Origin of the sequence: uncultured Clostridium sp. (assembly GCF_963527835.1) — a bacterium.
Lineage (GTDB): Bacteria > Bacillota > Clostridia > Clostridiales > Clostridiaceae > Clostridium.
In genome coordinates, this window is record NZ_CAURTC010000004.1 from 16457 (window position 1) to 42576 (window position 26120).

24 protein-coding genes are annotated in these 26120 nt (G+C 27.0%); 20 read left to right on the plus strand and 4 right to left on the minus strand.

The features are described from left to right. Positions 1–78: 78 nt before the first annotated feature. The 8 genes from RYM86_RS03590 to cwlD all read left to right on the plus strand — a co-directional run bounded on the left by RYM86_RS03590 (position 79) and on the right by cwlD (position 7360). The gene (locus RYM86_RS03590; RefSeq protein WP_315077876.1) at positions 79–930 is read left to right on the plus strand and encodes an energy-coupling factor transporter ATPase; all 852 of its coding nucleotides are present in this window, start codon (positions 79–81) and stop codon (positions 928–930) included. After that, a complete protein-coding gene (locus RYM86_RS03595; RefSeq protein ID WP_315077878.1) occupies positions 915–1772 on the plus strand; it encodes an energy-coupling factor transporter ATPase in 858 nt (285 codons plus the stop codon). The genes RYM86_RS03590 and RYM86_RS03595 overlap by 16 nt, the downstream gene beginning before the upstream one ends. Before the next feature lie 95 nt (positions 1773–1867). Next, on the plus strand, positions 1868–2671 hold the full coding sequence (locus tag RYM86_RS03600; protein ID WP_315077879.1) for an energy-coupling factor transporter transmembrane component T: 804 nt from the start codon (positions 1868–1870) through the stop codon (positions 2669–2671). Between the two features lie 16 nt (positions 2672–2687). Further along, on the plus strand, positions 2688–3422 hold the full coding sequence (gene truA / locus RYM86_RS03605) for a tRNA pseudouridine(38-40) synthase TruA (RefSeq protein ID WP_315077880.1): 735 nt from the start codon (positions 2688–2690) through the stop codon (positions 3420–3422). A 159-nt stretch (positions 3423–3581) separates the two neighbouring features. Beyond that, positions 3582–4016 (plus strand): 50S ribosomal protein L13, encoded by a 435-nt coding sequence (gene rplM / locus RYM86_RS03610; protein WP_315077882.1) that lies wholly within the window; start codon positions 3582–3584, stop codon positions 4014–4016. A gap of 27 nt (positions 4017–4043) precedes the next feature. Continuing rightward, a complete protein-coding gene (gene rpsI, locus RYM86_RS03615) occupies positions 4044–4436 on the plus strand; it encodes a 30S ribosomal protein S9 (RefSeq protein ID WP_012425276.1) in 393 nt (130 codons plus the stop codon). 343 nt (positions 4437–4779) lie between these two features. Next, positions 4780–6378, plus strand: a complete 1599-nt coding sequence (locus tag RYM86_RS03620) for a Na/Pi cotransporter family protein (protein WP_315078104.1) — start codon at positions 4780–4782, stop codon at positions 6376–6378. A gap of 319 nt (positions 6379–6697) precedes the next feature. Continuing rightward, the gene (cwlD, locus tag RYM86_RS03625) at positions 6698–7360 is read left to right on the plus strand and encodes an N-acetylmuramoyl-L-alanine amidase CwlD (RefSeq protein WP_315077883.1); all 663 of its coding nucleotides are present in this window, start codon (positions 6698–6700) and stop codon (positions 7358–7360) included. A gap of 92 nt (positions 7361–7452) precedes the next feature. Here the strand turns inward: cwlD and RYM86_RS03630 are convergent, their stop codons facing one another. After that, positions 7453–8205 (minus strand): hypothetical protein, encoded by a 753-nt coding sequence (locus tag RYM86_RS03630; RefSeq protein ID WP_315077884.1) that lies wholly within the window; start codon positions 8203–8205, stop codon positions 7453–7455. Positions 8206–8339: 134 nt separating this feature from the next. Between RYM86_RS03630 and RYM86_RS03635 the strand changes: the two genes are divergently transcribed. Both RYM86_RS03635 and RYM86_RS03640 read left to right on the plus strand, forming a co-directional pair. Next, positions 8340–9182: a fumarate hydratase gene (locus tag RYM86_RS03635; protein WP_315077885.1), complete on the plus strand. Its 843-nt coding sequence runs from the start codon at positions 8340–8342 to the stop codon at positions 9180–9182. A gap of 296 nt (positions 9183–9478) precedes the next feature. Next, positions 9479–10036 carry a Fe-S-containing hydro-lyase gene (locus tag RYM86_RS03640; RefSeq protein ID WP_315077886.1) on the plus strand — a complete coding sequence of 186 codons (558 nt, stop codon included), beginning with the start codon at positions 9479–9481 and terminating at the stop codon, positions 10034–10036. Between the two features lie 237 nt (positions 10037–10273). Here the strand turns inward: RYM86_RS03640 and RYM86_RS03645 are convergent, their stop codons facing one another. Then, a complete protein-coding gene (locus RYM86_RS03645; RefSeq protein WP_315077887.1) occupies positions 10274–11131 on the minus strand; it encodes a YitT family protein in 858 nt (285 codons plus the stop codon). 260 nt (positions 11132–11391) lie between these two features. On the opposite strand from RYM86_RS03645, the gene RYM86_RS03650 reads away from it, so the two are divergent. From RYM86_RS03650 to iadA, 10 genes are all read left to right on the plus strand, one after another. Then, on the plus strand, positions 11392–12102 hold the full coding sequence (locus tag RYM86_RS03650; RefSeq protein ID WP_315077889.1) for a TPR end-of-group domain-containing protein: 711 nt from the start codon (positions 11392–11394) through the stop codon (positions 12100–12102). A 77-nt stretch (positions 12103–12179) separates the two neighbouring features. Then, positions 12180–12872 (plus strand): response regulator transcription factor, encoded by a 693-nt coding sequence (locus RYM86_RS03655; protein WP_315077890.1) that lies wholly within the window; start codon positions 12180–12182, stop codon positions 12870–12872. Next, complete coding sequence (locus RYM86_RS03660; protein WP_315077892.1) at positions 12844–14700, plus strand: HAMP domain-containing sensor histidine kinase; 1857 nt, start codon at positions 12844–12846, stop codon at positions 14698–14700. Before RYM86_RS03655 ends, RYM86_RS03660 begins: the two co-directional genes overlap by 29 nt. A gap of 201 nt (positions 14701–14901) precedes the next feature. Continuing rightward, positions 14902–17127, plus strand: a complete 2226-nt coding sequence (locus RYM86_RS03665) for a ribonucleoside-diphosphate reductase subunit alpha (protein WP_315077894.1) — start codon at positions 14902–14904, stop codon at positions 17125–17127. A 378-nt stretch (positions 17128–17505) separates the two neighbouring features. After that, positions 17506–18540 (plus strand): ribonucleotide-diphosphate reductase subunit beta, encoded by a 1035-nt coding sequence (locus tag RYM86_RS03670; RefSeq protein WP_315077895.1) that lies wholly within the window; start codon positions 17506–17508, stop codon positions 18538–18540. Positions 18541–18733: 193 nt separating this feature from the next. Further along, complete coding sequence (gene ptsP / locus RYM86_RS03675; RefSeq protein WP_315077896.1) at positions 18734–20353, plus strand: phosphoenolpyruvate--protein phosphotransferase; 1620 nt, start codon at positions 18734–18736, stop codon at positions 20351–20353. A gap of 148 nt (positions 20354–20501) precedes the next feature. Continuing rightward, positions 20502–21035 carry a chromate transporter gene (locus RYM86_RS03680; RefSeq protein WP_315077897.1) on the plus strand — a complete coding sequence of 178 codons (534 nt, stop codon included), beginning with the start codon at positions 20502–20504 and terminating at the stop codon, positions 21033–21035. 3 nt (positions 21036–21038) lie between these two features. Then, complete coding sequence (locus RYM86_RS03685) at positions 21039–21563, plus strand: chromate transporter (protein ID WP_315077899.1); 525 nt, start codon at positions 21039–21041, stop codon at positions 21561–21563. A 164-nt stretch (positions 21564–21727) separates the two neighbouring features. Continuing rightward, positions 21728–22996: a tetratricopeptide repeat protein gene (locus RYM86_RS03690; protein ID WP_315077900.1), complete on the plus strand. Its 1269-nt coding sequence runs from the start codon at positions 21728–21730 to the stop codon at positions 22994–22996. A 45-nt stretch (positions 22997–23041) separates the two neighbouring features. After that, positions 23042–24214, plus strand: a complete 1173-nt coding sequence (iadA, locus tag RYM86_RS03695; protein WP_315077902.1) for a beta-aspartyl-peptidase — start codon at positions 23042–23044, stop codon at positions 24212–24214. A 100-nt stretch (positions 24215–24314) separates the two neighbouring features. On the opposite strand, the gene RYM86_RS03700 is transcribed toward iadA, so the two are convergent. After that, positions 24315–24944, minus strand: coding sequence for a cell wall hydrolase (locus RYM86_RS03700; RefSeq protein WP_315077904.1), 630 nt, complete (start codon positions 24942–24944; stop codon positions 24315–24317). A gap of 69 nt (positions 24945–25013) precedes the next feature. After that, on the minus strand, positions 25014–26000 hold the full coding sequence (locus RYM86_RS03705; RefSeq protein WP_315077905.1) for a hypothetical protein: 987 nt from the start codon (positions 25998–26000) through the stop codon (positions 25014–25016). Between the last annotated feature and the right edge of the window lie 120 nt (positions 26001–26120).

Below are 26120 nucleotides of genomic sequence, written 5' to 3' on the forward strand. Positions count from 1 at the left end.
GTGTAATATTATGTAAAAATGATTATATTTAAAGTTTTGTATAATGTATTAGTAAGTATAATTTATGGAGGTTAAACAATGAATCAGGAAATGGTTAATTGCACTGATGTATCCTTCAAATATATCAGAAATGAAGAAGGTGCAAGAGAAGAAAAATATGCACTTAAAAATGTTAACCTTAAAGTTAAAAAAGGAGAATTTTTAGTAGTATTAGGTCATAACGGATCAGGAAAATCCACTATAGCTAAACATATGAATGCATTACTTACTCCAAGTAGTGGTACTGTAATTGTAGATAATTTAAGTACTAGTGATGAAAATAATCTATGGGAAATAAGATCTAGAGCAGGAATGGTTTTTCAAAATCCTGATAATCAATTAGTTGCAACAATTGTTGAAGAAGATGTAGCTTTTGGACCTGAAAATCTAGGAGTAGAATCAAAAGAAATAAGAAGAAGAGTGGATGAGAGCTTAGAAAAAGTTGGAATGAGTGAGTATAAAAGACATGCACCACATCTTTTATCAGGCGGTCAAAAACAAAGAATTGCAATAGCAGGAATATTAGCAATTCAGCCTAAATGTATAATTTTTGATGAGCCAACAGCTATGTTAGATCCATCTGGTAGAAAAGACGTTTTAAAAACTATAAAAGATATTAATAAGAATTATGGTATCACTATAGTTTTAATAACTCATTATATGGATGAAGCAGCTCAAGCAGACAGGATTGTAGTTATGGATGGTGGGGAAGTTAAAATGGAAGGAACACCTAAAGAAATTTTTCCACAAGTTGAAATGATGAAGAATATAGGATTGGATGTTCCACAAGTTACAGAGTTAACTTATGAACTTAGAAAAGAAGGAATAGACATTCCAAAAGAAATATTAAATGTAGATGAGATGGTGAATGCGATATGTCAATTAAAGTAGAAAATTTAACACATATATATATGCCTAAAACACCTTTTGAAAAAGTTGCTTTGGATAATGTTAACATAGAAATAAAAGATGGTGAATTTGTAGCATTAATTGGACATACAGGTTCTGGAAAATCTACTTTCATTCAACATTTAAATGGTTTATTAGAAGCTACAAGTGGAACTATAATTGTTGATGGACTTGATATAACAAAAAAACAAATAAATCTAACTGATGTAAGAAAAAAAGTTGGACTTGTATTTCAATATCCAGAATATCAAATATTTGAAGAAACTATAGCTAAAGATATAGCTTTTGGACCTAAAAATTTAGGATTAACTGAAGAAGAAATAAAAATTAGAGTAATTGAATCTATGAACATGGTAGGATTAGATTATGATACTTATAAAGATCAATCTCCATTTGATTTAAGTGGAGGACAAAAAAGAAGAGTAGCTATAGCTGGTGTTATTGCCATGAAGCCAACTACGTTAATATTAGATGAACCAACAGCTGGATTAGATCCTAAAGGAAGAGATGATATATTAGAACAAATTTCTAAACTTCATAAAGAATATAATATGACTATTATATTAGTTAGTCATAGTATGGAGGATGTAGCTAAGATAGCTCAAAGAATAGTTGTTATGAACCATGGTAAGGTTGAATTACAAGGTAAATCTTCAGAAGTATTTAAGGAAGTAGATAAATTAGAAAAGATAGGATTAGGAGTTCCTCAAGTTACATATTTAGTAAGAGAACTTAGAAAAAAAGGTTTTGAAATATCAGATGATATTTTTACAATAGAAGGAGCTAAAAAGGAATTACTAAGAATTTTGAAAGAAAAAAATTAAATATTTATAAATTAATATTACTCTTAAATTAAGAGGGGAGGAATTTTGCCAAAACACATATTAAGCAAGTGTTTGTTGGCAATAATTAAATTGTTATGTTAAAGGATATTACTATAGGACAATATATACCAGGGGAATCTTTTATTCATAAATTAGATCCAAGAACTAAAATAATGATATCAATGCTTTTTATTGTATGTTTATTTATAATAAATAAGTTTGTTGGATATACTTTTGTATTTTTATTTTTAGCATCAATAATATTAATTGCAAAAATTCCATTAAGATTCATTTTTAATGGATTAAAACCGGTATTTTTATTGATTGCATTAACAGCTGTTCTGAATGTTTTTATGATTAAAGGTACTCCGGAAACATTAATATTTAAAATGGGATTCTTATCTGTATATGTAGAGGGTCTTAGATTAGCAGGATTTATGGCATTAAGATTGATATTTTTAATAGTTGGAACATCAATTCTAACATTGACTACATCACCTATAGAACTAACTGATGGAATAGAAAAGTTAATAAGACCTATAGGAAAAGAAATGGCACATGAGCTTGCTATGATGATGACAATAGCATTGAGATTTATTCCAACACTTATGGATGAAACAGATAAAATAATGAAAGCACAAAAAGCTAGAGGTGCTGACTTTGAATCTGGAAATATAATAAATAAAGCTAAAAGCTTAGTTCCATTATTAGTTCCATTATTTATAAGTTCTTTTAGAAGAGCAGATGAATTAGCTATGGCTATGGAAGCTAGAGGATATAGAGGTGGAGCTGGAAGAACAAGAATGAAAGTATTAAAGTTTACTTCTAAGGATATAATAGCTTTTGTTGTATTTTCATTGCTTATATTATGGAGTATAGTTGTTAGGTTTATTTTATAATTTAAAGAGGAAACATATGAGAAATATAAAATTAATAATTGAATTTGATGGTACAAATTTTTGTGGCTGGCAAAGGCAAGTTAAAGATAGGACTGTACAAGGGTGCTTAGAAAATGCTATTTTGAAAATCACAGGAGAAAAGAGTTTAACTAATGGAAGCTCTAGAACTGATGGTGGAGTTCATGCCAAGGCTATGGTAGCTAATTTTTTTACTGATAGCAGTATACCAGGAGAAAAGTTTAGAGAAGCATTAAATACTAAATTACCAGATGATATTTCAATAATAAGATCTGAAGAAGTAGATATGGATTTTCATGCACGATATTCTTCTAAAGGAAAGATGTATTCTTATACTATTGTTAATCGATATGAAAAGTTATCTTTTGGAAAACAATATGTACATCATGTTAGAAAAGAATTGAATGTTGAAGATATGAAAAAAGCTTGTGAATGTTTCATAGGTAAACATGACTTTAAGGCTTTTATGTCGCCAGGCAGTTCAGCCAAAACAACAGTTAGAACTATAACTAATTTTTACATAGAAGAAAATAAAAATGTTATCAAAGTTTTTATAAGTGCTGATGGCTTTTTATATAATATGGTAAGAATAATAGTGGGTACATTAATTAATGTTGGAACAGGAAAAACAAAACTTGAAGATGTTGATAATATAATAAATGATGGAATCAGGAAGAATGCAGGAATGTGTGTACCACCTAATGGTTTAGTTTTAGAAAAAGTTTTTTATTAAATATTACAAAAAACATTGACACGCCCGTAAGCGTGTATTATAATAAGTTTGTTTGTTAAAAGATTTATGTATATAAGATCCACTAGCCCCGGGTCTTGACATAAAAGTGCATACTAAAAATAATAGTATGCCATAATGTAAGTTCAGGGAGGGAAAGAGATGAAATCATACATTGCGAAAGCACAAGAAGTTGAAAGAAAATGGTATGTTGTTGATGCTGCTGGTAAGCCACTAGGAAGAGTTGCTAGCCAAGTTGCTTCAATTTTAAGAGGAAAAAATAAACCAACATTTACACCAAATGTTGACTGCGGAGATTTCGTTATAGTAATCAATGCAGAAGAGGTGGTTTTAACTGGTAAGAAGTTAGATCAAAAAATGTTAAGAAAGCATAGTTTTTATCCAGGTGGATTAAAGGAAACTCCTTATAGAGAAGTATTAGCTAAGAAGCCTGAATTCGCTTTTGAAGAAGCAGTAAGAAGAATGCTTCCAAAGGGAGTACTAGGAAGACAAATGCTAAAGAAATTAAAAGTATACAGAGGTGCTGAACATGATCACGCAGCTCAAAAACCAGAAGTACTAGAATTAAAGTACTAATAAGATCTCGGGAGGAGGAAATAGAAAATGGCAAAAGTTCAATACATGGGTACTGGAAGAAGAAAGAAATCAGTTGCAAGAGTTAGACTTGTACCAGGAAATGGTAAAGTTGTTATAAATAAAAGAGAAATCGAAACATTCTTCGGTTTAGAAACTTTAAGAGTAATAGTTAACCAACCATTAGTTTTAACTGGAACTAAAGATAAGTTTGATGTTTTAGTAAATGTTCACGGTGGTGGATTTACAGGTCAAGCAGGAGCTATTAGACACGGTATAACTAGAGCATTAGTTAAATCTGATGAAACTCTAAGACCAGAATTAAAGAAGGCTGGATTCTTAACTAGAGATCCTAGAATGAAGGAAAGAAAGAAATACGGTCTTAAGAAAGCAAGAAGAGCTCCACAATTCTCAAAGAGATAGGAATTTATATCTTGCAAAAAGGGGGAGGAATTATTTCTCTTCCTTTTTTTTATCTTCATTAATAAATTATAAGTAAAATCTTACAATAAAATTTTATGGCAATAAAGTATATCATAGTATTTTATGATATACATAAAGATATCTTTGTTTGAAAATTCCAAAAAGATTCAATATTATATATAAATTTTAAATTTTATGCTAGTTTTAATAAAAAAATCAATTTTATATTAAAACTAGGTTAAAAATCACTCTAAAATATTAACATAATGTAAAAAATCATGTAAACTAAAAATGTTGATAAATAAAATAAGTGAAGGGGACAAATAATTTGGAATCTATAATAATGGTTATAATAAAATTAATGGGTGGCTTAGGCTTATTTATTTATGGTATGAAATTAATGGGCGACGGGTTAGAAAATGCAGCAGGAGATGGTCTTAAAAAGATTCTTGAAAAAGTAACAAGTAATCCAATGTCAGCTGTTCTTATTGGAGCAGTAGTTACTGCTGTAATTCAGAGTAGTAGTGCAACAACTGTTATGGTAGTTGGATTCGTTAATGCAGGACTTATGAACTTAGCTCAAGCAGCAGGAATTATAATGGGAGCTAACATAGGAACAACAATAACAGCTCAATTAGTATCATTCAAATTAGATGAAATAGCACCTATATTTGTATTTATTGGAGCCGCTATGGTTATGTTTGCAAGAGGGAAAAAGAGAAAAGATATTGGAAACATAGTTTTAGGATTTGGTATACTATTCACAGGAATGGGCATAATGAGTGCCTCTATGAAACCATTAACAAATACTCCTTTATTTTCAGATGCTATAGCATCTATTGGAGATAATTGGTTTATAGGAGTAATTGCGGGAACAGCAATAACAGCAATACTTCAAAGCTCATCAGCAACAACAGGAATATTAGTAGCATTAGCTGCTGCAAACGCTATAGATATAACAATAGCTTTACCTATTATATTTGGATGTAATATAGGAACATGTATAACAGCAATGATTGCAAGTGTTGGAACTAATAAGACAGCACATAAAGCTGCAATATTACATTTGATATTTAATATTGCAGGTACAATTATATTTCTACCGTTTTTAGGTGTACTTGGAAAATTTGTAACAACAACTAGTCCTGATGTAAGTAGACAAATTGCTAATGCACATACAGTTTTCAACTTAGTGAATACAGCAATACTATTACCACTTAATAAATACATAATAATGTTTATAAATAAAATAATACCAGGTGAAGATGAAATAGAGAAAAAAGGACCTAAATACATAGATAATAGACTTTTAGAAACTCCTGTTATTGCAGCAGGACAAGTTATAAAAGAAACTATAAGAATGGCTAATAAGGCTAGAAAAAATTTAGAATTATCTATGAAATCATTTATTGATAATGATGATACATTAGTTAAGCAAGTATATGAAAATGAAGAGATAATTAATATTTTGGAAGAAAGTATAACGGCATACTTAGTTAAACTTTCTAAGTGTGATTTATCAGACAAGGAAAAAGGTATAGTAGCATCTACTTTCCATGTAATTATAGATATAGAGAGAATAGGTGATCATGCTAGAAATATTGCAGAATTAGCTAATCAAAAAATACATAAAAAGCTTAAGTATAGTGAAGAAGCTATGGGAGAATTATACGATATATATAATACTACAGTTGAAGCATTAGAAATTGCAATTGATTCATATGCTTCAAGAGATTTCGAAAAAGCAAAAACTATTATTGAAGTTGAAAGAAAAATAGATACTTATCAAAAAACTTATAGAGATAAGCATATAAAGAGACTTTATGAAGAAAAATGTAATGCATATGCAGGAGCTATTTTCTTAGATTTAGTCAATAATTTTGAGCGTATAGGAGATCATTCGACTAATATTGCTGAAAGTGTAATAGAAAATTATAAATAATTTATAACACATCAAATAATAAACTTAAATATTATTTGATGTGTTTTTTTTATGCTATTTTTTAGAAGAATATTCATATATGTATAAATAGAGTGGAGTGAGTAATTGAATTTAAAAATACTAATTAGAAATTCTTAAAGTCAAATTAAAATACCAATTTACCTATTAAATATATCAATATGTTTAAAGCATATATTAAAATAAAAGCATTAACACAAAACTATTAGGGTATAAATTTTATATATTACTTGAATAAATAAAATTCATGTAACAAATAATACTTTGTATAAGAGTCTTTATTTAATGGGAGGTATCATCTATGAATATGAAAAGAGCGTTATCGATATTTTGTATAATATTCCTTATACTTGGAATACCAACAAGAGTATTGGCTGAAGAGAATAAATCAAAACATGTAATTGTAATAGATCCAGGTCATGGAGGTATAGATGGCGGAGCACAATCTAAAAATGGAACTGTTGAAAAAGATATAAACTTATCTATAAGTTTAAAATTAAAAAATCAATTAGAGGAGTTAGGATATAGTGTTTATTTAACAAGAGAAGATGATTCTGAATTAGATAAGAAGAAAGTAAATGATTTAAATGCTAGATGTAATATGAAAAAAGATAAAAATTGTGAAGTATTTATATCTATTCATCAAAATATGTTTCCACAACCTAATTGTTTTGGAGCACAAGTATGGTATTCAAATAATGAAAAGAGTAAAATTTTAGCTGAGAGCATACAAAATTCATTAAAAACCAATATAAATGACGGAAATAAAAGAGTTGCTAAAGCTGCAAAAGATCAATATAGAATATTAAGAGATGGTTACGATGGAGCATGTGTATTAGTAGAGTGTGGTTTTTTATCGAATAATAAAGAGGAACAAAATCTAAAAAGTGATGAGCATCAAGAAAAAATAGCTAAGAGCATTTTAGATGCAGTTAATTCTTATTTTGAAAACACTACTAAATAAGTTAAATATCTCAAAATGATAAAATAGTCGTTTTGAGATATTTTATTTAAAAATTAAATTTGTTAATTATTACAATGTTAGTTAACTTGTTTTTAAAGTTTACTTTCTACATCAGAAAAATTATAGGTTATTTTAGAATCGTTATTTAAAGTCATCCAAAAAGTTTTTCCTTTTGTTAAATATATAAAAGAATCTTTTTGAAATTCTTTAAATAAACCTCCAGAATATACATAGAGAGTATTTTCTTTTTGAGAGCTAGCATCTATTACAATATTTTTATATGTTATGGGAAGTTTCGTAGATGAATCAATATTTTGAACTCCATTATTAAAATGATGATATTCATTATTGTAATAAAGAAAGTTTGAGAAACTAAAGTTAATATCTACTATGGATATAGCATCAATGTAGTTATTATTAAATTCATTTTTTAATTTTTCATATTCTAAAAAAGTTATATTAGGAAAATCATTTTCATTAATGTAGGATATAATTTCCATAGATGAATCAGTGATAAAGTCATTGTTAAAAAATATAGCAGAGTAGTTAGGTTGGCTGGTTATTGGATCATAATTGATCATCAATATTTCAGCTTTTGATATTGAGGGCAATTGGCTTATATCTTTCTCTTTAAATTTTATTTTATATGATGAATTGATGTTAAAAGCATTATAAACATCATCTTCTACTATTTTTTCAACACGAAGACTATTTTTATAAGAAGTTTTATCAAAAGGATTATTATTTAATAATAAAATACAATTGTATAAAATAAGGACAATTAAAAATATAGTTAGAATATAAATAACATTTCTAATTATTTTATTTAAATTAATATTATTCATTTTATAACTCCTTAATAAAGTATTATGTTTAATTATAGTAATGTAAATTTAGAAATATGAGATTTTTATTCTTGTAAATAAATAAAAATAAAATTAAACTTATAATTAATAAAAGAGTTATAGGAGTTGTGATTATGAGAGAAGTTAATGTAAATTGCATTATAGACGCTGTAAAAGAATTGTCTATTAAAGCAAATTATTTTCTAGGGAAAGATATAAGACAAGCATTGGAAGATTCTAAAGATAAAGAAACTTGGAATTTAGCAGAAGATATTTTAGACAAGATAATTATAAATTCGCAAATAGCAGATAAAGAATATATGCCTATGTGTCAAGATACTGGAATGGCATGTGTTTTTGTAGAATTGGGTCAAGATGTTCATTTAATTGGAGGCAATTTAAGTGAAGCTATTAATGAAGGGGTAAGAAGAGGATATAAAGAAGGATTTTTAAGAAAATCAGTAGTAAATGATCCATTAAGAAGAATTAATACAAATGATAATACTCCAGCTGTAATTTATTATGATATAGTGCCTGGAGATAAAATAAAGATAACTGTTGCACCAAAAGGATTTGGATCTGAGAATATGAGTAAAATAGCTATGTTAAAACCATCAGATGGAGTAGAAGGTGTTAAAAAGTTTATATTAGAAGTTGTTAGACAAGCAGGACCTAATCCATGTCCTCCAATGGTAATTGGTGTTGGAATAGGTGGAACATTTGATAAATCAGCTTATTTAGCTAAGAAAGCATTATTAAGGCCTATAAATATAAGAAACAATGATGAATACTACAAGGAGTTAGAAATAGAACTATTAGAAGAAATAAATGAACTAGGAATAGGACCTCAAGGATTTGGTGGAAAAACTACGGCACTTGGATTAAATATAGAAACATACCCAACTCATATTGCAGGACTTCCAGTTGCAGTAAATATAAATTGTCATGCAACAAGGCATAAAGAAATAATAATATAAATATTGAAAATTAAAATATAGAAATATGTTAGATTTAATTTGGTAAGGAATTCAATTAGTTTTAGATATAAAAGTGTTTAATTTTAGAATTCTGCTCATGAGCTTTATCACAAATCTAGTATCCTTAGTAATTATAACGCCTTCATGCTCATGGATAGCAATTACTAACTTTCAGTTGTAAACACTTAATTTGAAGTTAAGAACTTAGTTTATACTATAATATTAACACTATTTCAAAACATAGAGTTATTTTTAAATATTATAATTAGATATTATATAATTGGGGGAGAAAAAATATGGAAATCAAATTACACACACCTCTTACATCAGAAAAAACTTTAAAATTAAAAGCAGGTGATACTATTTTATTAAGTGGAATAATTTATTCAGCTAGAGATGCTGCTCATAAAAGATTAATTGATTTATTAGATAGAAATGAAAAATTACCATTAAATATAGATGATGAAATAATATATTATGTTGGACCATCGCCAGCTAAACCAGGAAAGGTCATAGGGTCAGCAGGACCTACAACTAGTTATAGAATGGATTCATATGCACCAAGACTGTTAGACTTAGGATTAAAAGGTATGATAGGGAAAGGTGCAAGAAATAAAGAAGTTATAGAATCTATTAAAAAAAATGATGCTATATACTTTGGTGCAATTGGAGGAGCTGCTGCATTAATAGCTAAAAGTATAGTAAAGTCAGAAATAATTGCTTATGAAGATTTAGGTGCTGAAGCAATAAGAAAAATGGAAGTTAAAGATATGCCATTAGTTGTTATTGTTGATTCTGATGGAAATAATCTTTATGAAATTGGTCAGAAAGATTATTTAAGTACTTTAAAATAATGTTTTGCTTTAAGACAATGTTGATATAAGCAATAGGAAAAGGCATTGTAATTGAACTTTTAAAATTCTGTACGCTTTGCTTAGGTATATATTCAACAGATATTTTAAATATAGTATTTGTCAATCGCTAATGGATTATAGCGTGGAGTGGATATATTAATATATATTTAAAACATAGTTTAAGATAAAAAATAATAGACAGGATTAACTAAAAGTAAGCATCCTGTCTATTTTATATTATAAATTTTTAAAGCCTCTACCTTTAACTTCAGATATATCTACTATAGTAATAAAGGCTGCTGGATCTATGTAATGAATAGATGTTTTTAAATCAAGCATTTGTCTAGTTGTAACTATGCAGTAAAGCATTTTCTTTTTATTGTGAGTATATTCTCCTTCAGCAAATAAAGAGGTTATTCCTCTATGTAAATCACTTATAACGTAGTTTATAACTTCTTGCTCTTTTTCAGTTAAAATAAGAAGTAATTTTTTACTGCTAAATCCTTTTAACATTTTATCTAACACAATACTTTGAGTAAATAATGATATAAGTGTATAAAGTGCTTGAGGCAATCCAAATATTATTGCTCCAATTATAATGATAATACAGTTTAATGCAAAACCTAAACTACCAATATTGAAATTGGAGTATTTTTTTCTTATAAGCATAGTTATTACATCAGTTCCACCTGTAGAACCATGTCTTAGAAATACTAATCCATATCCTATTCCACATAAAACACCACCATAGATACAATAAAGAAGAATATCATTTACATAAATAATATTTGTAAATGGTCTTGTTAACATTAATGATAATGATAGAGAAATCATTCCTATTGTTGTGTATATAGTGAAATTTCTATCTAACTTTTTATAACTTAGTAATAAAAGTGGAATGTTTATAACAAAGACAACAATACCTGATGGTAATCCCATTGTATATTCTACTATAAGAGCAAGTCCTGTAGCCCCTCCACTTAATAGTTTAGCATGAGATAGGAACAAATTTATGCCTAAAGAGGCTATAAAACATCCTGAAAAAATAATTAAAGTATCAATGATTAGATTTTTATATTTGCTAATTTTACTCATCAAAATTACTCCTTTTAAATATATAAATTAAGTCCAATAAATATTAATACACTTTATTATAATAAAATCAAGTTATTTATATAAGATAACATATTTTTTACAATAATGCTTAGTAATAATTGAAAACATATATATTATGATAGATAATGTTTTTATAAATTGATTTGTTTTAAACTGATCTTTACGTTTTAATATAATGTAATATTAGGATTATACTAAAATATAAATATTTATTTAAAATATGGTTAGGAGAAAAAGATATGATAGAAATAAAATTGCCAGGAAGCAAAAAGCTTAAATTAACAATATTAATAATATTATTATCAATAACTTTATTAATATTAGGATTTGAAGGAATTAATAACAGGAAGAAAAGTGATTTTACTAATAAGGGAAGTATAGAAAATGCAGAATTTATTGATGGAGATAATGTAAATTTAAATAAAGAAAGTAAAGAAGATGAAAATAATAAAATAGAAAATGAAAAAGAATATAAATTATATAATGAAGCATATAATTTGTTTTTTTCAGGAGAATACGATAAATCTATTGAAAAATCAAATGAAGTAATAAGTGAATTTCCAAACAGTGCAAAAGGATACAATATAAGAGGAATAGCTAAATCTTATAATGAAAGTTTTGAAGCAGGTATGAAAGATATTAATAAAGCTTTAGAACTTGAACCTCAATATGGATATGCAGTTTTTAATAAAGCATTAACTTATGAATTATATGGAAAGTTAGATGAAGCATTATTGTGGTATAATAAAAATTTAGAGATAGAAAATTACATATGGACTTATTATGGTATAGCATCTGTATACGGAAGAAGAGGAGATGCCGAAAATACTATAAAATATTTAAGTAAAGCAATAGAAATAGATGAAGTTGTAAAAAAAGAAGCACAGAAAGAAGCAGATTTTAATCCAGTAAGAGAATCTAAAGAATTTCAAGACTTAATTAATAATTAGTAAACTCAGTTTATAATATATAAGCAGAGGTTTTAGTTTTATGTATAAATAATATTAATATTGGGAGTTGATAAATTATGTATAACGTATTGGTTGTAGATGATGAAAAGGAAATAAGAGATGCCATTGAAATATATTTAAGAGGAGAAAATTTAAAAGTTTTTAAAGCTGCAGATGGATTAGAAGCATTGGAAATTCTTAATAATGAAAAAATACATGTCATTGTATTAGATGTAATGATGCCTAAACTTGATGGAATAAGAACATGTTTAAAAATTAGAGAAACAGAAAATTTACCGATAATTATGTTGTCAGCAAAAGGTGAAGATTCAGATAAAATTCTTGGTTTAAATGTTGGAGCTGATGATTATATAATAAAACCATTTAATCATCTGGAATTAGTTGCTAGAGTAAAGTCTCAATTAAGAAGATATGATAAACCATTAAACATAGAAGATGAAGAACAGGTATTAACGGTGAAAGATTTAGTTATAGATGCAGTATCTAAGAGTATTACTGTACGAGGTGAAGAAATTAAAGTAACGGCTACAGAATATAAAATATTGCATCTATTGGCTTCAAATTTAGGCAAAGTATTTTCTATAAAAGAAATATATGAAAAAGTATGGGATGAACCATTTTATAAGAGTGAAAATACAGTTACTGTTCATATAAGAAGAATAAGAGAGAAAATAGAAATAAACACAAAAGAGCCTGAATATATTAAGGTGGTGTGGGGCATTGGATATAAGATTGAAAAAGAAATTTAAAACTCACTTAAAAAGCTATTTAAAGGGAATATATTTAATAGATATACTATTGATGATATTAATAACAGGAATGTTGTTTTCATCAGTTTTAGAATATAAAGATTTTATGAAGCAAAATAATAATGTAAGCTTCATTAAATCTATATTCAATGAAAAAGAATATGAAACAAAAAAGCTTCATGAAGATAGTAAAGGATTTTCTCAAATAATATATGAAACTACAGATGGATTATACGACTTACTAACTGGAAGTAATGAAATAAAAGAAAAAATAGGACAGTTAATGAAATATTTTAATAATGATGTAGAAGAATATACTAGTCATTTTAAATTAAAAGACAATATTTATTTTATAATTAGAAATAAACATACTAAAGAATTGTATACAAATGATCCTCTCTTAGATTCATCTATTAAATACATAAAGGAAAATCAAATAGATGATTTACTAAATAATAGATTTAAGAAACAGGGTGTAGTAAGTATAAAATTTGATAATGAAAAAGAGTATAATTACTTGGTTAGTAAGGGGTTAGTTAACTACTTAGATGATACGATTAAAAATTTTGAAGAAGTGTACTATACATCAACAGATACTTATAAACAAGAATTAATGAATATAAGAAAAGAAATAATAAGTTTATCTCTTTTATTATTAGTCTATGTATTTTTAATTGTTAAGACAGTATTTATAATAGTAAGAAGAGGAAACAAGGAAGAGAAAATAAAATCAGATATATTAAACAGTATAGTATTTGTTATTAAAAATGGATTTAAATATAAGGAAACAAGTAAAACATTATTACTATCCTTAGGAATAATAATAATAATATTAATTACTTATCTTTATTTTTTAGCAACTGGTGGATATGAAAATAATATGTTTGTTCGATTCTTTCAAACATATCCGTTTAAAGGAACTATTTTAATAATAACAGGGCTGATTTTAATGGTGATATTTACTGTTAAAAAAACATTGGATATTGCAATAATAAATGAAGGTCTTAAGAAGTTAAATGAGGGAAATTTAGATGAAGATATACCTGTTTTTGGTTCAATAACGATTAGAGAATTAATTAATAATATTAATTTAATAAAAGAAGGATATAAAAATTCTTTATATGAAAGAGTTAAGGATGAAAAATTGAAGACAGAACTTATATCAAATGTATCACATGATTTAAAAACTCCATTAACTTCAATAATAAACTATGTAAATATATTAAAAAATAAAGATATAACTGAGGATGAAAGAAAAGACTATTTAGCTATACTTGATTCAAAATCATTAAAATTAAAATCATTAATTGATGATTTGTTCGAAATGTCAAAAATAAATAGTGGAAAAATAATATTAAATAAAGATAAATTAGATATACTTTCACTGATACATCAAGGTATAGGAGAATATAGCTTCCTTTATGAATATAAGAATATAACTTTTAAGGTTATTAGCAATGAAGAGGATATATTTATGGAGTTGGACGGAAAATTAATTTCTAGAGCATTGGAAAATATAATAATTAATGCTTTAAAATATTCATTAGATAATACTAGAGTTTATATAGAAATAGAAAAGCATGATGAGCGTGTTGAAATTATAGTGAAGAACATAGCTAATTATGAAATGGACTTTGATGAAGAAGAGATATTTGAAAGATTTGCAAGAGCAGATAAATCTAGAAATTCAAGTGTGGAAGGTTCAGGATTAGGTCTTGCAATAACAAAAAGTATAGTTGAACTACATGGTGGTAAAACTAAAATAGAAAGAGAAGGTGATATGTTTAAAATATATATAATATTACCTTTGAATAATAAAAATTGTTAATAAATAAATTTTATTGATTAAGTGGTTAATTCATAGTAAATTAGAGATTAACCACTTTTTTTATAAATAAATATGATTTTTGGCATTTTACAATTATGATATTTGGAATTATACTATAAACATTGAAAAACGATATGTTGTATATTGAATTTGATTAATAAATAGATATACACTATATATAGTAGAGGAGCGGAAACATTGATGTTAAAGAAACTTTGTGATTTAGCAATAGAGGGAATTAAAGATAATGATGGTACGTATACGGAAGAAAAACTGTTGGAGGCATTAGAGCACATAATAAGAGATGGAATGGATATTAATGATATTAGGAAATCTTTAATTCAGGTTTCTTTAGACTTAACAAGTGATATGGAACCTAATTGGCAATATGCAGCATCAACAATATATATACATGAGATTTACGATAAAGTAAGAAAAAATAGAAATTTAGATGCTAATAAAAATTTATATGATAATTATTATGAATTTATTAAAGAATTAACACAGAGAAATCTTTATGGAGAGTATATTCTAGAAAATTATTCTAAAGAAGATGTATTAGAATTAGAAAAAGAAATTAAACCAGAAAGAGACTTTCTTTTTAACTATAGTGGAATAGATCTTGTAGCTAAAAGATATTTAGTTCAAGACTTTAATAGAAAGGTTATGGAACTTCCTCAACAAATGTTTATGGGAATTGCTATGCATCTTGCTATTCCAGAAGTTAAAGAAAAAAGAGTATATTGGGCAAAGAGATTTTACAATGTTTTAAGTGAGCTTAAAGCAACCATGGCAACTCCTACAATGTCAAATGCAAGAAAGCCTTTTTATCAATTAAGTTCTTGTTTTGTTGATACTGTTGATGATAGTTTAGAGGGAATATATAAGTCGTTAGATAACTTTGCTAAAGTATCAAAATTTGGTGGTGGAATGGGAATATATATAGGCAAAATCAGATCATTAGGTTCACCTATTAGAGGCTTTAAAGGAGCATCAGGGGGAGTAATTCCATGGGTGAAATTATTTAATGATACAGCAATTGCAGTAGATCAATTAGGTGTTAGAAATGGATCAGTTGCAATTTGGCTTGATGCTTGGCATAAAGATATACCTGAATTCCTACAAATTAGAACTAATAATGGTGATGATAGAAAAAAGGCGCATGATGTATTCCCAGGAGTTTGTTATCCAGATTTATTCTGGAAAATTGCTGAAGAAAATGTAGATAATGATTGGTATATGATGTGTCCACATGAGATAAAAAATGTAAAAGGATATTCTCTTGAAGACTTCTATGGTGAAGAATGGGAAGCTAAATATTTTGAATGTGTTGAAGATGATAGAATTGAAAAAAGAAGTATTAAAATTAAAGATTTAGTAAGATTAATAATTAAAAGTGCAGCAGAAACAGGAGCACCTTTCGCATTCTTTAGGGATAATGCAAATAAGATGAATCCTAATAAGCATAAAGGTATGATATATTCTTCAAATTTATGTACAGAAATTATGCAAAACATGAGTGCTATGAAAGTTAATGGAGATACTATTATTAAGGAAAATGATAAATATAGTGTAGTACAAAATATAGAAGCTGGAGATTTTGTTGTATGTAATCTTTCATCTCTAGTACTTGGAAATATAGATGTTCTTAATGATGAAGAATTAGAATGTGTTGTGGAAACACAAATAAGAGCTATGGATAATGTCATTGATCTAAATTATTATTCAGTTCCATTTGCTGAAATAACAAATAAAAGATATAGAGGAATTGGACTTGGAACTAGCGGATATCATCATATGTTAGCTAATAATAAAATACATTGGACAGAAGAAAAGCATAGAACATTTGTTGATAAAGTGTATGAAAAAATAAATTATTATTCAATAAAAGCTAGTATGAATTTATCTAAAGAAAAAGGAAAATACGAGCTTTTTGAAGGATCAGATTGGGATAATGGAGATTACTTTGAACTAAGAGATTATAATGATAAAAAATGGGTTGATTTAAAGCAAGAGGTTAAATCATTTGGAATGAGAAATGGTTACTTAATTGCCGTAGCACCAAATGGATCAACAGCTACTATTGCAGGAACTTCTGAAGGAATTGATCCTATAATGGCTAGATTTTATTTAGAAGAAAAGAAAGGAAGTATAATTCCTAAAACTGCACCAAACCTTTCTGAAGATAATTATTGGTATTATAATACAGCTTATAATTTAGAACAAGGCTGGTGTGTAGAAATGAATGGTGTTAGACAAAGGCATATTGACCAAGGCCAATCATTTAACTTGTATATAACAACTCAATATACAATGAGACAAATTATGAATTTATATATAAAAGCATGTAAGTGTGGAGTGAAATCTATATATTATGTAAGATCAAAATCATTAGAAGTAACAGAATGTGAAAGCTGTTCAGCATAAGTGAGAGTCAAAAAGTAAGTGTCTAAAAGTAAGTGTCCAAATTTTATATTTGGTTACACGAACTTTCACATAGCGCATTTTACATTTGATTACACGAACTTTTACACAGTGCATTTTATATTTGGCAACTCGAGCTTACTCAGGGAACGAAGTGAGTTTGAAAAATTGATAAAACTTAGGTTTGTAATTAAATATTAGTTGAGAATTAAGAGTGGAAAATTGATAGTAACGGAATAAATTCCTTAGTGGAATTTTAAAATATACATTTTTAGAAAGTCAAAAATATTTTCAACCAAAACTCTCAATTCTCATCTATTAACTATCAACTTTAAAACATGGTTTAATAATTTTATATTTAAGAAAACGGGAGAAATAATTATGGAAGTAAAAAAGAAACCACTATTTAATGAATTTGGAGATAGAGATCCAAGGTTAAAGAAAATTATAAATGGAAACACAACTAATTTAAATGACTTTAATAATATGAAATATACTTGGGCATCTGATTGGTATAGACAAGGAATGAATAATTTTTGGATACCAGAAGAAATAAATTTAGCACAAGATTTAAAAGATTATAAAAAACTTTTACCAGAGGAAAGAACAGCTTATGACAAGATATTATCATTTTTAATATTTTTAGATTCTATACAAACAGCTAATTTAAGTAATATAAATAGCTATATTACTGCAAGTGAAATAAATTTATGTTTAACTATTCAGAGCTTCCAAGAAGCCGTTCATTCTCAGAGTTATAGCTATATGCTTGACAGTATATGTTCACCAGAAGAGAGAAATAAAATACTGTATCAATGGAAAGATGATGAAATTTTACTAAAGAGAAACAAGTTTATAGGCGATTTATATAATGAGTTTATAAATAATCCTAATGAATATAACTTAATAAAAACGTTAATGGCTAATTATATATTAGAGGGTATTTACTTTTATTCGGGATTTATGTTCTTTTATAATTTAGAGAGAAATGGAAAGATGCCTGGTTCAGCTCAAGAAATTAGATACATAAATAGAGATGAAAACACTCATTTATGGTTATTTAGAAATATAATAAAAGAATTGCAAAGTGAAAATCCAGAAAGTTTTACAGCTGATTTAAAGAATGAACTTAAAGAAATGATGCGTACAGGTGTTGAAAATGAAATACTATGGGGACATTATGTAATAGGTGATAAAATTCAAGGTATAAATAAGAAGTTAATTGAAGACTATATAAAATATTTAGGAAATAAAAGATTAAGAGAAATAGGCTTAGACGTGGCATTTGAAGGCTTTGAAGAGAATCCTGCTGCTTGGGTTGACGTAGTTGCTAATTCGAATTCGGTTAAAACTGATTTTTTCGAAGCTAAATCGACAGCTTACGCAAAAGTTTCTACGTTAATTGATGATTTATAAGAATTTTTGAGAGTTTTTGAAATATTTTTTTATAAAGTTAGTAATAAGTTATTAAATATTTTAAAACTTATGTTATAATAACTAAAGTTAGAATTTTAAATCTAGAAGTTATCATGAAATAACATAATAGATTAACAATAAACAGATTAAGTTATAAAACAACAATTTTAAATATCGAGGAGGAGTTTTAGAGATGAGAAAAGGTATTGCTGCATCTAAGGGATATGCAATAGGAAAAGTGTTTTTAACTGAAAATGAAGAAATAATTATAACTGATGCGTCAGTTAGTGATATAGTGAGTGAAAAAGAAAAATTACAAAAAGCAGTAGATGATTCTAAATTGCAACTACAAGCTATTAAAGATAAAGCAGAAAAAGAAATGGGAGCAGAAAAAGCTGCCGTTTTTGAAGCGCACATTACATTATTAGATGACCCAGAATTTACTGGTGCAATGATGAGTGAAATAGAAACAAACAGCCTTAATGGATTAAAGGCTATAGAAAATGTTACAAATAGCTTTGTAACTATATTTGAATCTATGGATAATGATTACATGAGAGAAAGAGCTGCAGATATAAAAGACGTATCAAAAAGAATAATTTCTAATTTCGCAGGTAAAGGTGGAGATGCTTTTGCCATCAATGAAAACAATACCGTAATCGTTGCCCACGATTTAACACCATCTGATACTGCTCAATTAGACAGAAGCAAAGTAGTAGGATTTATTACTAATATAGGTGGAAGAACTTCACATGCAGCTATTATGGCTAGAACATTAGAAATACCAGCTGTACTTGGTTTAGGCGATATTACAAGTGGCGTTAAAAATGGAGATATGATTATAGTTGACGGATTAACTGGAGATGTAATTATTAACCCATCAGAAGACGTTTTAGCAGAATATAGAGCTAAGCAAGAAAAGTTCAAAGCAGAACAAGAAGAATTAAAGAAATTAATAGATGTAAAAACAACAACTAAATCTGGTAGAAGAATAGAAGTATGTGGAAACATAGGTAAGCCAGAAGACGTACTTAGTATTGTATCAAATGGTGGAGATGGTGTAGGATTATTCAGAACTGAATTCTTATACATGGATAGAGACAGTGCTCCAACAGAAGATGAACAATTTGAAAGTTATAAATTTGTTCTTGAAAAGATGGAAGGTAAGCAAGTTGTTATAAGAACTCTTGATATTGGTGGAGATAAAACTCTTCCATATTTACCATTACCAGAAGAAATGAATCCATTCTTAGGATATAGAGCAATAAGACTTTGTTTAGATAGAAAAGAAATCTTTAAGGTTCAATTAAGAGCATTATTAAGAGCTTCTACATATGGAAATTTATGCGTTATGTTCCCAATGATTTCAGGGTTAGAAGAATTCTTACAAGCTAAAGAAGTAGTTGAAGAATGTAAAGCTGAATTAAAAGCAGAAGGAAAAGAATACTCAGAAGTAATTCAATGGGGTATAATGGTTGAAATCCCTGCAGCAGCAGTTTATGCTGATGAATTAGCTAAACATGTTGATTTCTTCTCAATAGGAACAAACGATTTAATTCAATACACATTAGCCGCTGATAGAATGAGCGAAAAGGTTTCATACCTTTACAATCCAATGCATCCAGCTGTACTTAGATTAATAAAGATGACTATAGATGGTGCACATAAACATGGAAAATGGGTTGGAATGTGTGGAGAAATGGCTGGAGATGAAGCAGCTATTCCAACATTAGTTGAATACGGATTAGATGAGTTCTCAATGAGTGCTACATCAATATTAAATGCTAAGAAAATAATGTTAGAACAAGAATAATATTTTAACATATGATATATACGAAAAGGTGGAATTTTACTCCACCTTTTTTGTTATACAGAAAATTATAGGAATTTTTAAATTAATAATATAGTTTATTTAGTGATAAAATAATTAATAGTAAAATTTATAAGTGGAGGTTTTATATATGAATAAGGTTTTAGAAATGTTTATATCGTTTTTTAAAATTGGAGCTTTTACATTTGGTGGGGGATATGCAATGATCCCCTTAATCGAAGAGGAGGTTGTTAATAAAAAGAAATGGCTTACTAAAGATGAGTTTATGGATTTTTTAATAGTATCTCAAAGTTTACCAGGAGCTTTAGCAATTAATTGCTCTGCATTTATTGGTCAGAAAATAGGTGGGATATTTGGAGAGTTAGTAGCTATATTAGCAGTAACGTTACCGTCGTTTTTAATAATAATTTTAATTGCCGCCTTCTTTATGCAATTTAGAGATAACTATTTTGTAAATTTAGCATTTAAGGGAATAAATGCAGCTGTGCCTATGTTAATTCTGTTTGGTGTAATCAGTTTATCAAAGGGTGTACAAAAAAATGTAAGAACATTAATTATGATAGTAGTTGCACTTATAGCATTAATGGTATTTAATATTCATCCTGTAATTGTTATTTTAGTATCAGCAATATATGGAATGATATTTTTAAGAGAGAAGGTATAAAGGATGATATTATTAAAATTATTTATAGCCTTTTTTAAGATTGGAGCATTCAGTTTTGGTGGAGGATATGCAATGATTCCTTTCATCCAAAAGGAGATAATAACTAACAATTCATGGCTTACAGTAAGTGAATTTATGGATATTATAGGTATATCTCAAATGACACCAGGACCAGTTTCTATTAACTCAGCAACCTTTGTTGGATTTAAAGTATCTGGGGTTTTAGGGAGTTTAGCTGCAACTATAGGTATAATAACAACATCATTTATATTAGTCACTATATGTTCAAAAACATTAGAAAAGTTTAAAGATTCTAATTTAGTAAAAAGTGCATTACTTGGTATGAGACCAATATTAATAGCGCTTATACTCCAAGCATTTCTAGATTTAGCTAAAGAATCTTATGTAGATATAAAATCAATAATTGTTACGTTGATAATTGGTGGATTATTGTTATCTCATAAGGTACATCCAATAATATGTGTGCTTATATCAGCTCTGTTAGGAATTGTGTTTTGGAGTTTTTAATTCTTTAGAAGATTATAATAAAGTTAAATATTAGAAGTTAAAAGTATCTGTTCTATAGTTCAATTGATGATTTTTTTGTTAATGAATACTATATTATTGTTATGTTATACTTAAGATAACAATAATCCATAAATTTGTAAATGTATGCAATAAAGGGGAATAGTATGAAGAAAAAAAATAAAAAGTTTTATGATAAATCTATAAAATATTATCAGAACGGAGACTTATCTAAGTCATTAAAAGCATGTGAAGAAAGCTTATCGTATAGTTTAAAGAATCCTTCTATATTAAATTTAAAAGGACTTATATTATATCAACAAGGTAAATTAGATGAGGCTATTACAGTATGGAAAATTAATAAGGATTTTAATAATGATGGAATAGCTCAAAATTATATACACAGTGCAAAGGAAGATGAAGTTAGAGTAGAATTATATGAGCTAGGAGAAAAGAAGTTAAAAGAATTAAAGATAGATGAAGCAATAAAGATATTTGAAAAGTGCAAAGAAAGTGATTTTAACTGCATGAAGGTGGATACAGCTTTAGCATTATGTTATCAAAAAAAAGGTGAGGTAAACAAATGCATAGATTATATGAAGAAAGTTTTAGTTATAGATAAAAACTATAAAGTAGCTAATCAAATAAAAAGTCAACTGATAGAGTTGAAGGCTTATAAAAAGGAATCTAATAACTTTGTTAAATCAATGTTGGCTTTGGTTGGAGTAATATTTATATGTGGAACTGTCTATGTATTTAAAGATAATTTTAAGGGTATTAATAAGAATAATAATGTGTCAATGGAGTCACCAAATAAAGTGGAAGACGATGCGAGTAATTCAGAAAATGTAGTTATTGAAGAGAAAAAAGAAAGTGAGCCTGAAACACCAGACACAATCATTGATGAACAAAATAAAAAAGCTCTGTTAGATGTAAATAAATTAAATGAACATTTTGAAAATGGAGATGTTGATAACATTTATTATGATTTACAAAATGTGAATGAGCAGGATGTTTCAGATGAGTATAAAGGATTATACAGGAGATGTGTGAATCTATTAAAGACTTCAGGAATAGAAGTATTCTATGGAAAAGGTATGGAAGAGTTTAATATAGAAAATTATGAAAAAGCTAATGTAGAATTTAGTAAAGCATATGATTATTGTGATAGTAGTTATCTAAAAGAACATATTATGTTTTATAAAGCTGTAACATTAGAACAATTAAATAATTCTGATGAAGCAATAAAATTATATGAATTATATTATGAAGAATATCCTAAGGGTTCATATGCTGATAATGCATTATATAATCTTTCATTAATACTTAATAATACAGATAGAGAAAAAAGTATTTATTATGCTAATAAATTAAGAGATGATTTTTCAGGATCCATTTATTTTAATGATACAATTAATCAAATATTAAATAGTTAATTTAGGCTATAAGAAAAAATAAATTTAACATAGGATGTGATAACAATGATATCAATAATTAAAGATATTAAAGTATATTCTCCAGAATACATAGGCATAAAAGACATTGTAATAGCAGGAGGAAAGATAGAAGGAATCTATGAAAATTTAGATATATCAAATACTTTTATTGAGGTTAATGTGATAGATGGTAAAAATAAAATTATTTTTCCAGGATTTATAGATAGTCATGTACATCTTATTGGTGGCGGTGGTGAGGGTGGCTATAAAACGCGTACGCCAGAACTCCAGTTATCTAATTTAACATCTGTAGGAATAACAACAGTAGTTGGTTGTATAGGAACAGATAGTGAATGTAGAAATATAAAGTCTTTAATTGCTAAAGTAAAATCTTTAAAAGAAGAGGGGCTTTCATCATATTGTTATACAGGATCTTATGCTGTACCAGTAAAAACATTAACTGGACTTATTGAAAGGGATATAATGTTAATTCAAGAAATAATAGGTGTTGGAGAAATAGCATTATCAGATAATAGAAGTTCAGAACCAACTTATGAAGATCTTGCTAAATTAGTAGCTCAATCTAGAATTGGTGGGATATTATCTAGTAAAGCTGGAGTAGTAAATGTACATATAGGTGAAGGAAAAAGAAAATTAGATTATTTATTTAAATTAATTAACGAGTCTGACATACCATCATCTCAATTATTACCTACTCATATTAATAGAAATACTAATTTATTTATGGAAGGCTTAAAATATGTAAAAGAAGGCGGTCTTATAGATTTAACTACGAGTAGTGATGTTAACTTTTTAGAAGAAGGTGAACTTACAGCTTCAGAAGGTTTAAAAAAATATATTGAAGCTGGATTACCAATAGAGAATATAACATTTTCTTCTGATGGTAATGGAAGCATGCCTAAGTTTGACGAAAATAAAAAGATAGTTGGACTTGGAATTTGTTCTGTGGAATCATTGTATTTACAAGTTAAAGAAGGTATAAAGAAATATGGAATTCCAATTGAAGTTGCTATAAAAGTTATAACTTCTAATGTAGCGGATACATTAAAACTATATAATAAAGGAAGAATAGAAAAGGGAAAAGATGCTGATTTAGTAATAGTTGATGAGAACTCTTTAGATATAGATATAGTAATTGCAAATGGAATAAAGATGGTTCAAGATGGAGAGTGCATAGTAAGAGGTACATTTGAATAAAATGTTATTATGAGTTTTAGAAATACCATTTAAGGTATAGATAAAAGAAAATCTAAAAATAATGACCGATCTAATCAAGTTAGATTGGTCATTATTTTTATTAGGATTTAATTTTAAAAAACGTATGATGTCCTATTGTTTTAATATCTTGTTTTTGTGTTTGATGCATCCATGCGCAAGTTGCTGTACTAGGATTATAAAAGAATAAAGCTTCATTTGTAGGGTCATATCCTCTTATAGCATCGTAAACTGCATTATAACATGCTTGATTTGGAGTAGCTTTAATATCTCCATTTTTAACACATGAAAATGCATTTTTCTGAAAGATTACTTCTGTTATTGAATTTGGAAAGCTGGGATTTATAACACGATTTAAAACAACTGATGCTACAGCTACTTTTCCGTCATAAGGTTCACCGATACTTTCTGCATAAACTAATTTAGCCATTAATTCAATATCATTTTCCGTTATATAGAGCTTTTGAGTATCATAACTAAAAACCTCTAATGTAGACTCGTCAATATTTTCATTTGTAGTATTTTCATTTAGCTCTGCATTGCATTGAGTTGCAAGGTTTATATTATTTAAATAAGTTTCATTATTTTCCTTTTTAGAAATAAGATTAGTATGAAAGTTGTCACCTAATACTTGGGCATAAGCAACACTGTTATTAATAACGGAAAGATATAGCACTAAACTAATTATGAAAAGGCTATATATTTTTTTCATTAAAAATCCTCCTCTGGTATATTTCAAACCAATAATATTATTGCCCAAAAAGAGTCTTATATACATAAATTAATATTTATATGATAATATGGTTTTTTGTAAATTATCAAAACAACTTAAAAAGTAGTCATATTTATCAAAAGTATCAGTATATAATTCATCAATATTATCTAAAATTAATTTAGATTTATCGTGTAATTTCATTTCATTTTTAATGCTTTTTTCTAGAGAATTAATATAAGAATTATAAGATGAAATAATTTCTTCTAAAGTTTCATAGCATTCTTTACCATCAACAGGAATAGAAATTGATATAGAAGCCTCTTTTACTTTATTAAAATCTGAACGTTTTTCATTAACATCACAAATTAATATAGATAAATCTCTATTATCTTCTCTTATTTTTCCTAGAGCAGGTTTAACATCATTTTTTAGCTCAGAAAACTTATTTAGTAAGTCATTAATTTGTATAAAAAAATCTCGTTTTTGCTCGCTTATAATATCACTTTCTCTAATTGATTTATAAGATTCATTTAAAAATTTATTTAAGCTTATAAAAAATGTTTTTAAGTTTTTGGGAGTAGAAATTTTAATTCCAGATTCAGATAATTTATCAGTTTCTTTAATAAAAGCTTCTTCGTTTTTTACTAGGTCTTGATATAATAATTGAAAGTTTTCATTATTTTTATTATTTATTATAGAAATAATAGAGTTATATAAATTAATATTTAGTTTTAAGTAATTTGAAAGATTGCTTTTTAATTCATTAGAATTAGATTTTTTTAAAGTTAAATTAGTTAGGGTGTTATCTAATGCATTTAGTAGATTTAAATTTTCATCTAAAATTTGTTTTGTATTTTCAAAATCAAGATCAGCATCATTTTCATCGAATTTTAATGATGAATTTATAGTTACTATTGTCTTAGAAATTTTATTTATTTTATTTAGTTCAGTATTTTTTAAAAATAACGTTAATAATATAAGTATTAATATAAATAAACCACATAATAAACTTATGATTTTTAATGATTTTTTATTTATTGAAAAGTTTATCATAATCAGAGTCCCCCTTATTAAGTAATAATATATTTTTAGTTACTTAATATTACTTATATTATGTTAATTAGAAAATTATTATAAAAATAATGAATTTTTAATAAAATAGTAATTCTCTCT